We start from the raw sequence: 14,286 nt of genomic DNA on the forward strand, positions 1-14,286 counted from the left end.
GACGCGCACGGCGGGGCGCCCACCCGCGGGGTCGGGCCCCCCACCGTGCGCGTCCCTACCCTTCCCTATCGCGGCAGGCTGACATGGCCAGGGCCCCCCTGTCCCGCTCCGTCACGCCCGCTTCCCCACCAGGGGGCCAATGAGCGCGGCCAGAAGAAACGATGGGTCCGATCAAAACGGAAATCGCCCCGGCGCCAGCAGGCACCGGGGCGACTTGCGCACCACGTCCCAGGTCTTCTTGCCTCAGTGCACCGGCGCGGGCTGCGACGCCGGGAGCTCCGGACGCGCGGGAGGAGGAGGCAGGGCGGGCGCCTGACGGGGCGGAGCCAGGGCGGGCATGCGCTTGGACACGTTGTGGGTGATGAGCCGCATGTTCCGGCCCCCCTGGGTGAAGAACGTGTAGCCCCAGTTCAGCATCACGAAGAGGCGGTTGCGGAAGCCGATCAGGTAGGCGATGTGCACGCCCGCCCAGACGCACCACGCGGGCAGCCCCTTCATGCGCCACTTGTCGTAGAGCAGGCCCACCGCGTAGCCGCGGCCAATCACCGCGAAGCTGCCCTTGTCGTGGTAGCGGAACGCACGCAGCGGCTTGTTCGCCAGACGGTCGCGGATCGTCTTCGCCACGTGCCGCCCCATCTGCATCGCCGCCGGCGCGATGCCCGGCACGGGCTTGCCGCGCTGCTCCGCCGCCGCCACGTCGCCAATCACATACACGTCATCCAGGCCCGGCGCCGTGAGCAGCGGCGTCACCTTCACCCGCCCCGCGCGGTCCAGCGGCACCTCCAGCGAGCGCACCAGCGGCGACGCCGCCACCCCCGCGCCCCACAGCACCGTGCGCGTGGCGATGCGCTCGTCACCGAACGTGACGCCCTCCGCGTCGAGGTCCGTCACCAGGGCCCCGGTGCGCACCTCGACGTGCAGCTTCTCCAGGTCGCGCTTCGCCGCCTCCGACAGTTCCTCCGGGTAGGCACTCAGCACGCGCGGCAGGCCCTCCAGCAGGACGACGCGCGCCTGGCGCGTGTCGATGCGCCGGAAGTCCTTCGGCAGCGAGTGCCGCGTCATGTACGCGAGCGCCCCCGCCAGCTCCACGCCCGTGGGCCCCGCGCCGATGATGACGAAGGTCATCCACTCGCGCTGGCGCGCCGGGTCGGGCTCGCGCTCCGCGGCCTCGAAGGCCGTCAGGATGCGCTCGCGGATGCGCACCGCGTCGTCCAGCGTCTTCAGGCCCGGCGCCACGTCCGCCCACTCCGGGTGCTTGAAGTACGAGTGCGACGCGCCCGTGGCCACCACCAGCGAGTCGTAGGGAATCTCCCCGCCCTCCACGACGAGCACCTTGCGGCGCGCGTCCACCGACTTCGCGTCCGCGAGCAGCACCTCCGTGTTGCGCGAGTGCAGCACGCTGCGGATGGGCGCGGAGATGTCCGCGGTGTTCAGCACCGACGTCGCCACCTGGTACAGCAGCGGCTGGAAGAGGTGGTGGTTGTAGCGGTCCACCACCGTCACCCGCACGTTGTCCGCCTTGCCCAGGGCCTTCGCGGCCTCGAGCCCGCCGAAGCCCGCCCCCACGATGACCACGTGATGCCTGCTGTCCCGGTCGCGTTCCATGGCGGAAAAGGTGCGGACGCATGACGCGCCCGGCCAGCACCGCATGCCCCTCGCCTGCCCGGCGGCTCAGGGATGGACGCCCGGCCGCTCCACGGCCGGGCACCCGGGTCAGCCTGCGGCGGATCAGCCCGCCTTGGCGGTGCCCTTCGCCTGGTGCCAGGCCGCGAGCACTTCCTTCTCACGCTCGGCGGACAGGCCCGCGCGCAGCTTCTCTTGGCGGTCCGCCGGCAGCGCGTGGAACCAGGTCAGCGTGTCGCGCACGGTGTCCGCCAGCGACCGGGTGACGAGCCCCGCCTGCGTGGCCTTGGTGATGCTCACCGCGCCGATGCCGCCCTCCGGTCCGGTGCGCGGCACCCACGCGGGCATGTCCCCGAAGGCCGTCACCTTCTGCTGATCCAGGAACGCGGTGTCCACCCAGGTGAAGCGCGCGTCGCTCCCGGTCGCCTCACGGAGGGTCTCCAGCATACCCTTCATCATCATGGGCTGGACCGGGCCGGTGACGTTGAAGATGCCCGTGCTGCGGCGCTCCACGTTCCGGATGATGAACGCGGCCAGGTCGCGCGCGTCGATGACCTGCACCGGGTCCTCGCCGTCGCCGGGGGCCAGCACCTCGCCGCCCTTCGCCACGCGCAGCGGCCAGTAGGTGAAGCGGTCGGAGCCGTCATCCGGGCCCACGATGAGGCCGGGGCGGATGTTGAGCGTGCGGCCGGGCAGCGCCGTCTCCGCGGCCTTCTCACAGAGCGCCTTGAGCGGGCCGTAGCTCGTCTCGCCCACCTCCTCCGTGGTCTCGTCGGGGATGGTGCCCACCGCGTCGGACTCGTTGAGGTTCTGCTTCGTCATCTCCTTGTAGACGGAGATGCTGGAGATGAAGACGTACTGCTCCACGTTGGGCGCGAGCAGCTCCGCGGACGCCTTCACGATGCGCGGCACGTAGCCGGACGTGTCGATGACCGCGTCCCACTTGCGGCCCGCCAGCGCCTTCAGGCCTTCGCCCTTGTTGGGGTCGCGGTCGCCCTGGAGCTTCTCCACGTCCGGGAACAGGCCCGGGTTGGACTTGCCGCGGTTGAAGAGCGTGAGCGTGTGGCCGCGCGCCTGCGCCACCTGCACCAGCGCGGGGCCCAGGAACCGGGTGCCTCCCAGGATGAGGATGTTCAGGGGCTTGCCCGGGGCGTTGTCGTCACCGGTCGCCGAGCCTGGGCCCGCCTTGGGGGACGACGCACAGCCCAACACCTGGACCGCGCCCAGCGCGGCCGCTGCTTGAATCACGCCTCTTCGGGTCAGCTTCATGCCGTGGTTCCTCCAGGAAGGGTTGTCTGCGGAAGGGTTTCAGCGGCGCGCGTGCGTTGCTGACGCGCCAGGAACAGGGCCACCGCGAGCCACAGCGCGGCCACGGGCACGGCCGCCAGCGACAGGCCCGTCATGCCCAGGCCCAACGCGGTGAGCCCGCCCTGCAGCCACGCGCTCAGCGTGTCACTGCCGCGGTACACCACCGTGTCGATGAAGCTCTTGGACTTGTAGCGGGCCTCGCGGTCCACCGTGGTGAACAGGATTTCGCGCGACGGGCGCTCCAGCGCGTAATGACTCGCGCCCCGCAGCGACTTCACGGCGATGAGCACCGCCAGCACCGGCGCGAACGCAAGCACGCCAAAGCCCACCAGCGTGAGCACTGGCGCCACCGCCATGGCCACGCCCAATCCCAGACGGGAGATGACCCGCCCGGTGACGAGCGTCTGGATGGCCAGCGTCAGCACCTGCACCCAGAAGTCGATGTCCGCGAACGCCGCCGTGCGCGACGCCGCGTCCTTCGCCAGGGACGCGACCAGCTGCACCTCCTGGTAGTACAGGAACGTAGAGGTCGCCGCGTACAGCAGCACCTGCATCCCCAGCGCGAGCAGGAACGGCGACGTCACCAGGAGCCTCAGGCCCGCGAGCATCCCGCCGCCCACCGGCCCCTCGCGCGTGGCGGGCTGATGCTGCACGTCCCTGGCCCAGTGGCCCAGGCGGCGCACGCACTGCGCGCTCACCTCCAGCATCACCGCGGACACGAGGATGAGGTTCACCGGCCCCACCGGCTCCGCAAGTCTGCCCACCAGGAACGGGCCGACAATCATCCCCGTGGTGCCGCCCGCGGCGATGAAGCCGAAGAGCCGCTTGCCCTGGTCGCTGGCGAACACGTCCGCCATGAAGCTCCAGAAGATGGAGACGACGAACAGGTTGTAGACGCTCAGCCAGACATAGAAGGCGCGCGCCACGGACTCCTTCGCCACGCCCCATTTGAGCAGCGCGAAGAAGACCAGCAGGTTGACGAGGAAGAAGCGGTAGACGCGCGGCACCACCACCCGCCGGGGGTAGCGCGCCACCAGCGCGGAGAAGACCGGCACCGCCAGCAGCATCACGAGGAAGGTGACGGTGAAGAGCCAGGGCAGGTGCTTCACGTCCCCGGCGGTCCCCATCTCGTTGCGGATGGGCCGCAGGATGGCGTAGCCGCACATCAGCGTGAAGAAGTAGACGAACGCCCCGCGGACCGCCCCCACCTCCTCGTCACGGACGTCCACGAAACGCTTGAGCATGATGGCGGCGCCCTCAACGCCACGGCTGGCAGGCTATTCCCTGCCTGCCAGCCTGTGGAGGAAAGTGGCTACCGGGCCATGAGGATTTCACGCACGGTGGCCTCCACACGAGGCATCGCCTCCTCGATTTCGGCGACGGAGGTGGCGCCCACGGAGAGGCGGAACCAGCCGGTGTCCTCCGCCAGGCCGAACGCCTGGAAGGGCACCATGGCGAAGCGGGCCTTCTCCAGGAGGCGCTTGCGGATGGCGTCGTTGGTGGCGAGGCCGTCCTTGCCCACCACGTCGAAGCGCACGGTGAGGTAGATGGCGCCCTGCGGCGCGATGGCGTCCACCGGCAGGCCCGCGTCCTTCATGCGCTGGAAGCCCTTGTAGAGGGCCTCCAGGCGCTGGTCGACGCGCTGGCGCATCGTCGTCAGGAAGGACTCGGTGGCGGGGACGTCGTCCAGGTAGCGCGCGGTGGCGACCTGTTCGGCCTTGGGGGCCCAGGCGCCCACGTGGCCCAGCACGTCGCGCATGCGGGAGATGAGGGTGGGCGCGCCCACGCCCCAGCCCACGCGCACGCCGGTGGCGGCGAAGGCCTTGCTGATGCCATCCACGAACACCGTGTACGGCGCCATCTCCGGCACCAGCTCCACGGGCGTGACGTGCTTCTTGCCGAAGGTCAGCACCCAGTAGATGTGGTCGTACATCAGGATGAGAGGCTTCTGGCCGCGGCCCTCGCGCGCGCGGTTCTCCTCGACGATGCGCTGGCAGATGGCGCGCAGGGCCTCCGGATCCAGCATGGTGCCGGTGGGGTTGAGCGGGCTGCACAGGCACAGCAGGCGCGCGGACGACAGGTGCGGCTCCAGCTGCGCCAGCGTGGGCATGAAGCCCGCCGCCGCGTCCGTGGTCACGACCACGCTCTTCGCGCCCAGCATGTGGGCGTAGTGGTTGTTGTTCCACGACGGCACCGGGTAGACGACGACGTCCCCCGGGTCGAGCACCGCGCGGTAGGTGGCGTAGATGACGGGCCGCGCGCCGCCCGCGATGACGATGCCCTCCAGCGGGTACTTCAGCCCCAGGGAGCGCTCGTAGAAGCGCTGCACGGCCTGGCGCAGCTCCAGCACGCCGTCGGACGGCGGGTAGTTCGTCTCACCGGCCTGGAGCGCGGTGCCAATCTGGTCGCGCAGGCCGTCCGGGACGGGGAACTCCTTCGGGCTGAAGTCCCCCACGGTGAGGTTGCACACCTTGTTGCCCTTGGCCACGAGCTCGCGAATCTCCGCGGCGATGCGGAGGATTTCACTGCCCACGAGCCCACGCACCATGGAGCCCACGGTGGTGTCGTCGGGAGAGGGACGCGGGAGGGAGGTCAGGTCGAGGGCCATGGTGCGGAACTCTCCAGTGCGCGAGGGGGGCCGGGCGGACCCTATACGCAACGGCGCTGGGAAGGCGCATCTTCCATGGTCCTGGGGAACGCGGTGTGCGAGGACTCGGGATGTCCCCGGCTGACGGGGTTTGACGGGAGGAACCGGATGCGCCTGCGACAGGGGTTGTACGTGGTGGGAGTGGCGTTGGGACTGCTGGGCCAGGGCTGCCAGAAGCAGGAGCCCCAGACCGTCCCCATGGACGTACCGGCCGCGTCCCCGCCCACCAAGACCGTGCCGCGCGAGGGCCCGGCCGCCACCGCCCCGGTGGTGCACCAGGTGCTGGACGTGAAGGCAGACGCGGGCAAGCCGGCGTCCCCGGCGGAAGCCACGTCGGACTCCGGGGACGCGGCGTGGGCCACGGCGACAGTGCAGAAGCCGCGCGGCGAGCCCCCGGCCATCACGCTGCGCTCGGTGCGCACGGGGACGCACGCGGACTACGACCGCACGGTGTTCGAGTTCGACGGGCCGCGCCTGCCGGGCTACCAGCTGGGGTACGTGAAGACGCCGGTGCAGCAGTGCGGCTCCGGCGATGACGTGACGCTGCCGGGAGAGGCCGCGCTGGAGGTGCGCTTCACGCTGGCGAGGGCGCACGACGACCAGGGGCAGGCCACGGTGGCGCAGCGCACGCTCAAGCCCGCGCTGCCGTCCCTGCTTCAGCTGGAGCGCGTGTGCGACTTCGAGGGCGAGGTGACGTGGGTGCTGGGCACCGCGCGCCGCGCCCCGTTCCGCGTGCTGGAGCTGACGAACCCCACGCGCCTCGTGCTGGACGTCCAGCACTGAGGCGGCGGGAGGCGGCTACTTCCTGGGAGGCTGGGCGCGCTTCTTCGCGATGAGGTCGCGCGCGTCCTTCTCCGAGTCCGCGAAGTCCACGTCCACCGTCCACTTGCCGGTGAAGTACAGGGCGAGCATCAGCGCCTTGGCGCCCGCGCGCTGGAGCGGGCCCGTGCCCAGGTAGACGTGGCCGCGAAACCACTCGGCCTTCGCCTGCGCCACCAGCAGCTCGCGCGAGTCCTTCTCGATGCTGGAGGTCGACACGTCGGAGATGACGAACACCGGCCCGTTCTTCGACACCTCCTGACAGATTTCCAGCACCTTCTTCGAGTCCTCCAGCTTCGAGGGCCCGTTGAACTTCATCACCAACAGGTCCGGCTCCTCGAAGAACGCGCGATGCGCTCCGAACTCCCACTCACGATGATTCGCCACGCGGTCCCTGCCTCACACAGATCAAGAATTGCGCAGACCCGATAGCACCGAGAACGGTGATTTCCAAGGAGACTGAGGAGACCCGCTCTGTGTGAAGTGAAGCCCCCTGAGGGTGACAGCGACCGCTCAGGTCGGGTCGTGCGCGACGTCTGTCTTGGCTGACCCGGGTCGAGCACGGGCACGCCAGGCCGAAGGCGTGACACCGAAGCGGGTGCGGAAGCGGCGGATGAATTCAGACAGGTCGCCAAAGCCACACGTGAAGGCGACGTCCGCGATGCGCTCACCGTCCGTCCGCAAGCGTTCAGCGGCGAGTGTCAGGCGACGGCCCAGGATGTAGCTGTAGGGGCTCTCTCCCACCACCTTGCGGAAGGTGCGCAGGAAATGGTGGCGACCCATGCCCAGCTCTTGCGCGAGCACGCTCAGGGAAAGGGGCTCCACGAGCCCGGCCTCCATCAGCCGGAGCGCTTCCGCCATGCGGCGCTCCTCGGTGGCGGTGACAGGCCGGGCTGTCCCTCCGTGGATGCCACTCAGCGCCGCGCCCGCCATCCGCAGCGCCAGTTCCTCCGCGCCGCGCGAGCCAGGCTGCTCGGCCAGCGCCTGGACGTCCGCGATGAGCGGCGCGAGCCGTTGGAGGGGCGGCAGCCTGTGCTTGGGGAAATCCGTGCGAGTTACCCCGGACAGGTCCCTGGCCACCTCTTCCATGAGCTCGGGCTTGAAGTGGAAGGCGATGCAGCGGTCACCCACGCCGTGCTCGTGCCCGCAGCAGAAGGACGTGTGCTGTTCCCCGAGCAGCAGCGAGCCGGGCGTCAGCAGCACGCGTCCGTTCCGGGAGCGGTAGGTGAAGCAGCCCGACAGGACGGCGGAGATGGACACCCAGGTGTGCTGCTCCTCGAAGACGGGGTCCTCCGGACCGGAGCGGCAGAGGATCTCACTCACGCGCCATCCGTCCCCGGAGGCCAGCCGGCGCACCGTGGTCAGGTCCACTTTCCCCAAGTCGGCCACGGTCCGTCCTTCCATCCTGCCCCCGCAATTTCAACGGGGTGACCGAATCATGGCAACGGAGGCAACGGCAGTCACGCGGGAGCTCATCTGGCGGCGCGTGATGGATGAACTGGGATTCGAGCATGCACGCGTGCGGCGAGGCCAGGAGGGCACTGAGTTCTCCGGATTGATCCTCGTCGCGGAGCAGGGTGCGCCGCTGAGGGCGGAGTATTCGGTCGTCTGTGACAGTGCGTGGCGCACGCGCCGGGTGAGCGTGACGCAATCGTGGCGCGGCGAGCACCGGACGCTCACGTTGGAGCATGACGGGGAGGGCCACTGGAGGAAGGACGGCCGGGTCGCGGAGGAGCTGAAGGGCTGCACGGACGTGGACCTGGGCTTGAGCCCCTCCACCAATGCGCTGCCCATCAACCGGCTGCGGTTGGGCGAAGGCGCCAGCGCGGAGATCCGCGCGGCGTGGGTGAGGTTTCCCGCGCTGGAGGTCGTGCCAGCGCGGCAGGGCTACACACGCGCGGGCCCCACGCGCTACCGCTACGAGAGCCTGGAGAGCGGCTTCAACGCCATGCTGGACGTGGACACGGACGGGCTGCCCATCGAATACGCCGGCATCTGGCGCAGGCTCGCGGAAGGGCCCGCCGCCCCCGTGTCCCCGGCGCAGGCGTTCGTGGAGGCACTGGTGAGCCCAGGCCCTTCGAGCGAGCTGGGCGACGCGGCGGCCACCTTCGGGTGGTTGGTGGGAGGCTGGGCCGGAACCATCCAGGACCATGACCCGGACGGGAGCATCCGCCAGAGCCAGGGCGAGTGGTGGTTCCACTGGGTGCTGGAGGGACGGGCCCTGCAGGACGTGTTCATCGTGCCGTCGCGGCACGCGCCCGCGCAGTCAGCTCCCGGGGCGAACAGGCGCTACGGCACCACGGTGCGCTCGTTCGACCAGGCTGGAGGCAAGTGGCAGATCACCTGGTTCAGTCCCACGGGTGGCGCCATCAACCGGCTGTCTGGAGGACGGGATGGGGACCGGCTCGTCCTGCTGGGCGAGCACCACGGGAAGCCCATCCGCTGGAGCTTCTCCGACATCAGCGCGGACCGCTTCACCTGGCTCGGGCAGATCCAGGAAGCGGATGGGCAGTGGAAGCTCCAGTCACGCTTCGACATGCGGCGCATCGACTGAGCCCCCAGCCACAGGCGTCCAAAACCTGTCCGACTGTCGGACAGGTTCGTGCCGCACGCTCTCGCCGGGCGCGACTCACAGCACGCCGCTTCGCAGTCGGGCCGCGGCGCCGTCCAGTCGGGTCAGCAACTCCGCGTGGCGGGCCCGTGCCTCGGCGCCCCCCGCGCGCAGCGCCATGGCGAGCACCTGCGGCAGGTTGAGCGCGGCCCCCACGCGCAACCGCTGCTGGTAGTGCTCGGCCCAGTCCGTCGGGATGCGCAGCGACCAGTTGCGCGCGTCCACGGAGCCCGGCGCGTTGTACGTGTCCGGCATGCCCAGCAGGTCCGCGAAGAACACCATCACGCTGCGCGCACGGCTGGCGAACAGGTCCGCGAACTTCGCCTGCGCGAGCAGCCCCGGATCCTGCGCCAGCTCACGCGCGAAGGCCTCACGCCCCTCTGGTTCAGGATGCAGACGCTCCGCGAGGTAGTCCGCCTGGGCGCGCAGCGCGTGCTTCCACTGCCATTCGGAGACGAGCCGCCAGAGTGACTTCGTGTCGTGGTTGCCCACCATCACCCAGTCCTCGGGGGCCACGTTCTCGCTGCGGTACACATCCGCCGGGTTGTTCAGGTCCGCCTTCTGCGTGACGCGGAAGCGGCCCAGGCCATCGCGGGCCATCACCCGTGACAGCTCATACGGCAGCGTGCTCAGCACCTCGCACAGCACGTCCTCGCGGGCCCGGCCGTGCGCCCGCGCCGTGCGCACCACGGAGTCGAAGAGGATGGCGTACCGGGCCACCTGCTCCTCCGTGAGCCCCGTCACCCATCCATCCGCGTAGCGAGGCACCGAGCGGTCCAGTTGCTCCGGAGCCACGATGGAATACGGCGCCAGCGCCGGGTGATCCGGCAGGTCCGGCGAGGAGAACAGACGCGCCCCACCCTGCACCGCGCGCAGCGGATCCGCCGAGCCCGCGCGGTACACCCACGGACACACGAGCCCGTGCGGATGGTCGATGCGCAGGCCGTCGTACTCGGAGAGCATCTTGCCCAGCCGCGCGTCCATGTAGCTCAGCACCGGCCCGGGGCCCGAGCCGTCCGCAGCGACGTACTGCTCCGGATCCAGCACCGGGTAGTTCCACGGCTGGCCCTCCGGGTTGGTGCGGCTGGGCGGAGCCCCCATGAGGTACGCCCCCAGGAACAGCCCCTGCCGCGCCCACGTGTCCCGAGGCGAGAAACCAATCTGGAGGTCCCCGTATAGCTTGAGCCCCCACGCCCCCGCACGCTCCCGCAGAAACCCATGCTGCTCGTACACGAGGAACTGGCGGAAGGCGTACTGCTCCACCGCCTCGGCTTCGACGGTGAGCAACTCCCGGATGCGCGCCTCCGCCTGCATCACTTCGCCGGCACGCGGCGCGAACAGGCGCCCATCCAGCGAATCCGCCCAACCGCGCCAGTCCTCCGGCGTGTGATGCCGGGCGGCGAGCACGTCGAAGAGCGCATCCCGTTCCAGCCACTCCCGGTTCTCCATGCGGAAGTCCGCGAAGCGGCGGACCAGCGCGAGGATGGACGCGGGAGCATCCACGCGGTCCCGCTCACGGCGGAACGTGTCCCAAGCCTCCTGGAGCGCCTGCGCCTGGCCCCGGCACGCAGAGGAGTACCGGACCTCTGGCCCCCCGTCCTCGGGCACTTCGGAGACCAGCCGCGCCAGGGTGTCAGGCGACAGCAGCGCCCCCCACGGGCCGTGCGGATCCGTGAGCGGCGCGAGCGCCACGTTCAGCGTGTTGCGCGAGAACAACGTGCCGTCATACGGCGACGGGTTGTACGCGGTGGTCTGCCCCTGCGGCCCCAGCTGGATGCCGGTGAAGCCCAGGTCCCGGGCGAAGGCGAGGAAGCGCGCGGCGCCCTCGGAGTACGGCGAGCCCCGCCCCAGGTCCTCTCCGGGGAGGCCCGGGAAGCTGGGGTCATGGATGCTCAGGACCCAGCGGGTGACACCCAGTGCGTCCAGGGCTTCGGTGATGAGCGAGCGGTGCGAATCAGGCAGCGGGGACAGGAGCTCCACACTCCCGACCCTATGGCCCTCCGCGCGATGCGCCAACCGTTCCTTGAGGGTGACGGAATCATCTTCTTCGCGTCAGTCCTGCCGGGCCTGAGGCTGGGGCCGAGGCTCACCGCCGCCGTGCGCAGGCCCGTGCGCCTGCCCACGCGCCTTGAACACCCGGCGCAGCTTCCCCGTCATCCACGCGCGACCGTCCGTCAGGATTTCGTACACCGTCGGGATCACCAGCAGCGTGAGCAGCGTGGACGTGATGACGCCGCCAATCACCGCACGGCCCAGCGGCGCCCGGAAGTCGCCACCCTCACCGTGTCCCAGCGCCACCGGCACCATGCCCGCGATGAGCGCGAAGGTGGTCATGATGATGGGCCGCAGGCGGATGCGCCCCGCTTCAATCAAAGCCTCGCGCAAGGGCATGCCCTTCTCGTGCTGCCACTTGGCGAAGTCGATGAGCAGGATGGCGTTCTTCGCGACGATGCCCATCAGCAGGATGACGCCGATGAGGCTCATGATGTTCAGCGTGTCCCCTGTCACCACCAGCGCCAGCACCACGCCAATCAACGACAGCGGCAGCGACACCAGGATGGCCAGTGGGTCGATGAACGAGCCGAACTGGATGACGAGGATGAGGTACATCAGCATCACCGCCACGCCCAGCGCCAGGAACACCCGGCCGAACACCTCCTGTTGATCCGCGGACTCGCCGCCCGTGGACACCTCGTAGCCCGGAGGCACCTTCACCGCCTCGAGCCGCGTCTGGATTCCGTTCATCACCTCCGACAGCGACCGCCCCGCCACGTTCGCCTGCACGTTGATGACCTTCTCGCGGTTCAGGTGGTCGATCTGCGCCGGGCCCACGGTCTGCTTCACCGTCGCCACCTGCCCCAGCGGCACCGTCACCGGCGCGCCCGTGGGGCTGGTGCCCACCACCAGTGGCAGCTGCGACAGCTGCGACGGGTTCTCCCGGAACTGGGGCGCCAGGCGCACCATTACGTCGCGCGTCTCGCCAATGGGGTCCACCCAGTCGCCGGAGTCCAGGCCCGCGAAGGCCGGCCGCAAGGACTGCGCCACCTGCCCCACCGTCACGTTGAGCTGGCCCGCGACGCCGCGGTTCAGCTCCACCTCCAGCTCCGGCTTCTCGCCGCGCGTGGACAGCCCCACGTCCACCGCGCCCGGCACCTGCTTCACCTCCTTCATCACCTGCTGCGCCAGCTGGTTGAGCCCCTTGGACTCCGGCCCGCGCAGCTCCAACTGGATGGACTTGATGGCCCCGCCAAAGCCGCTGGTGAACACCGACACGTTGGCGCCGCCCACCGCGAGCAACTCCTGACGCAGCGTCTTGCCCAGCACCTCCTGGCTCGCCTTGCGCTCCGTCTTCGGCTTGAGCCGCACGTACACCAGCGCCTGGTCCACGCCCGGCGAGCGCAGCGGCAGCGGCACACCAATGGTCGTGTACGTGTACGCGACCTCCGGGTGCTGGCGCGTGAGGCGGGACACCTCCTCCACCTTGCGCCGCGTGTAGTCCAGGCTGGAGCCCGCGGGCGTCTCCACCAGCATCTCAATCTCCGCGCGGTCGCTCACCGGCACGAAGCCCGCGCCGCCGAAGACGCCCTGCAGCGCCACCGCGCCCACCAGCGAGCCCACCGCCAGCAGCACCATCGCGAGCCGGTGGTCCAGCGCCCACGCGATGACGCCCTTGTAGCGGTCCGCCTGCCGGTCGAACCAGTGGTTGAAGCGCTCCAGCCCCCGCGAGATGAAGTTGCGCCGCTCGCCCTTCTCCACCTGCGGGTCGGGCCAGTACGCGCTGAGCATGGGGTCCAGCGAGAAGCTCACGAACAGCGACACCAGCACCGAGCACGCGATGGTGAGCGCGAACGGTTTGAACCACTGCCCCGCCACGCCGTACATGAACGCCACCGGGACGAACACCGCCACGATGGAGAACGTCGTCGCCGCCACCGCGAGGCCAATCTCGTTCGTGCCCTCGCGCGACGCCGTGTAGTGGTCCTTCCCCATCTCCACGTGCCGCACGATGTTCTCGCGCACCACGATGGCGTCGTCGATGAGGATGCCGATGGCCAGCGTCAGGCCCAAGAGCGACATCGTGTTGAGCGTGAAGCCAAACGCCCACACGCTCACGAACGACGCCAGCACGGACACGGGCAGCGCCAGGCCCGTAATCACCGTGGAGCGCCATGAGTTGAGGAACAGGAACACCACCAGCACCGTGAGCAGCGCGCCTTCAATCAGCGCCTGCTGCACGTTGATGACGGAGTTCTCCACGCGCGTGCCCGCATCGCGGACGATTTCCAGCTTCGCGTTGGCGGGCAGCCGCTGCTGGAGCGTCTTCACGCGCTCGCGCACGCCGTCCGCGACCTCCGTGGTGCTGTGGCCCTTGGACTTGATGACCTCGATGCCCACCGCCTGCGCGCCGTTGTAGAGCGACAGGGTGCGCGGCTCCTCGGTGCCGGCGAACACATCCGCCACTTCGCCCAGCCGCAGCGTGCGCCCGTTGCGCTCCGCGATGGGCACCTGCGCGAAGTCCTCCGGCGTCTCCAGCCGGCCCTTGAGCCGGATGGTGCGCTCCTGCAATTCGGTGTTGAGCCGCCCCACCGGCGCCGCCAGGTTCTGCGCCTGGAGCGCCGCCACCACCTGCGCCACCGACAGGCCCGCCGCCTGGAGCGCCGCGGGCCGCACCTGCACCGTCATCTCCCGGTCCACGCCGCCCACCACCGTGGCCTGCGCCACGCCCGGTACCGAGCGCAAGTCGCCCACCACCATGGGGTCCGCGATGAGCGACAGCGCGGGCACGTCCAGCGCGTCCGAGGTCAGCACCAGCGACACGATGGGTTGGTCCGCCGGGTCGAAGCGCGTGAGGATGGGCTCCTCCATCTCCTGCGGCAGGTCCGCGCGCTTGCTGGAGATGGCGTCGCGGATGTCCTGGGACGCCTCCTGGATGTCCTTCTCGAAGTCGAAGAAGACCGTGAAGTTCGCCAGGCTGTCCGTGGAGCTGGACGTCGTCTTCTTCCCGTCCACGCCGGAGATGGCGAAGATGGCGTCCTCGATGGGCTCCACGATTTCGCGCTCCACCGTGTCCGGTGAGGCCCCTGGGTACGCGATGGTGACGTTGATGACCGGCTGCTGAACGTCCGGGAATTCGTCCGTCTCCAGGTTGATGAGCGCCACGATGCCGAACACGACGAGCGCCACCATCGCCGTGATGGTGATGATGGGGCGCTTGATGGCGAAGTCGGAGATGAACACGGACGACTCCTGCGGTGCTTCTTCAAGAAGTGGAGACGCC

10 protein-coding genes are annotated in these 14,286 nt (G+C 69.8%); 2 read left to right on the forward strand and 8 right to left on the reverse strand.

What is annotated here, in order from left to right; genetic code table 11:
• Positions 1-243: 243 nt before the first annotated feature.
• The 4 genes from D7Y21_RS20110 to D7Y21_RS20125 all read right to left on the reverse strand — a co-directional run bounded on the left by D7Y21_RS20110 (position 244) and on the right by D7Y21_RS20125 (position 5,539).
• The gene (locus tag D7Y21_RS20110) at positions 244-1,575 is read right to left on the reverse strand and encodes an NAD(P)/FAD-dependent oxidoreductase (RefSeq protein ID WP_121715103.1); all 1,332 of its coding nucleotides are present in this window, start codon (positions 1,573-1,575) and stop codon (positions 244-246) included.
• A 153-nt stretch (positions 1,576-1,728) separates the two neighbouring features.
• Complete coding sequence (locus D7Y21_RS20115; protein WP_121715105.1) at positions 1,729-2,892, reverse strand: NAD-dependent epimerase/dehydratase family protein; 1,164 nt, start codon at positions 2,890-2,892, stop codon at positions 1,729-1,731.
• A complete protein-coding gene (locus tag D7Y21_RS20120) occupies positions 2,889-4,175 on the reverse strand; it encodes an NTP/NDP exchange transporter (RefSeq protein ID WP_121715107.1) in 1,287 nt (428 codons plus the stop codon). Before D7Y21_RS20120 ends, D7Y21_RS20115 begins: the two co-directional genes overlap by 4 nt.
• Positions 4,176-4,243: 68 nt before the next feature.
• Positions 4,244-5,539 carry a pyridoxal phosphate-dependent aminotransferase gene (locus D7Y21_RS20125; RefSeq protein WP_121715109.1) on the reverse strand — a complete coding sequence of 432 codons (1,296 nt, stop codon included), beginning with the start codon at positions 5,537-5,539 and terminating at the stop codon, positions 4,244-4,246.
• Positions 5,540-5,686: 147 nt separating this feature from the next.
• Between D7Y21_RS20125 and D7Y21_RS20130 the strand changes: the two genes are divergently transcribed.
• Positions 5,687-6,361, forward strand: coding sequence for a hypothetical protein (locus tag D7Y21_RS20130; protein ID WP_233612211.1), 675 nt, complete (start codon positions 5,687-5,689; stop codon positions 6,359-6,361).
• Positions 6,362-6,376: 15 nt separating this feature from the next.
• Here D7Y21_RS20130 and D7Y21_RS20135 read toward each other — a convergent pair whose 3' ends face one another.
• Both D7Y21_RS20135 and D7Y21_RS20140 read right to left on the reverse strand, forming a co-directional pair.
• Positions 6,377-6,784 (reverse strand): hypothetical protein, encoded by a 408-nt coding sequence (locus tag D7Y21_RS20135; protein WP_120562511.1) that lies wholly within the window; start codon positions 6,782-6,784, stop codon positions 6,377-6,379.
• A gap of 126 nt (positions 6,785-6,910) precedes the next feature.
• Positions 6,911-7,786, reverse strand: coding sequence for an AraC family transcriptional regulator (locus tag D7Y21_RS20140; protein ID WP_158619222.1), 876 nt, complete (start codon positions 7,784-7,786; stop codon positions 6,911-6,913).
• 49 nt (positions 7,787-7,835) lie between these two features.
• On the opposite strand from D7Y21_RS20140, the gene D7Y21_RS20145 reads away from it, so the two are divergent.
• A complete protein-coding gene (locus D7Y21_RS20145) occupies positions 7,836-8,951 on the forward strand; it encodes a putative glycolipid-binding domain-containing protein (RefSeq protein WP_121715113.1) in 1,116 nt (371 codons plus the stop codon).
• A 75-nt stretch (positions 8,952-9,026) separates the two neighbouring features.
• Here the strand turns inward: D7Y21_RS20145 and D7Y21_RS20150 are convergent, their stop codons facing one another.
• Positions 9,027-10,988: a 4-alpha-glucanotransferase gene (locus D7Y21_RS20150; RefSeq protein WP_199735461.1), complete on the reverse strand. Its 1,962-nt coding sequence runs from the start codon at positions 10,986-10,988 to the stop codon at positions 9,027-9,029.
• A gap of 72 nt (positions 10,989-11,060) precedes the next feature.
• On the reverse strand, positions 11,061-14,246 hold the full coding sequence (locus D7Y21_RS20155; protein ID WP_121715115.1) for an efflux RND transporter permease subunit: 3,186 nt from the start codon (positions 14,244-14,246) through the stop codon (positions 11,061-11,063).
• Positions 14,247-14,286 lie beyond the last annotated feature (40 nt).

It is taken from the genome of Corallococcus sp. AB045, from assembly GCF_003668895.1.
GTDB classification, from domain to species: Bacteria; Myxococcota; Myxococcia; order Myxococcales; family Myxococcaceae; genus Corallococcus; species Corallococcus coralloides.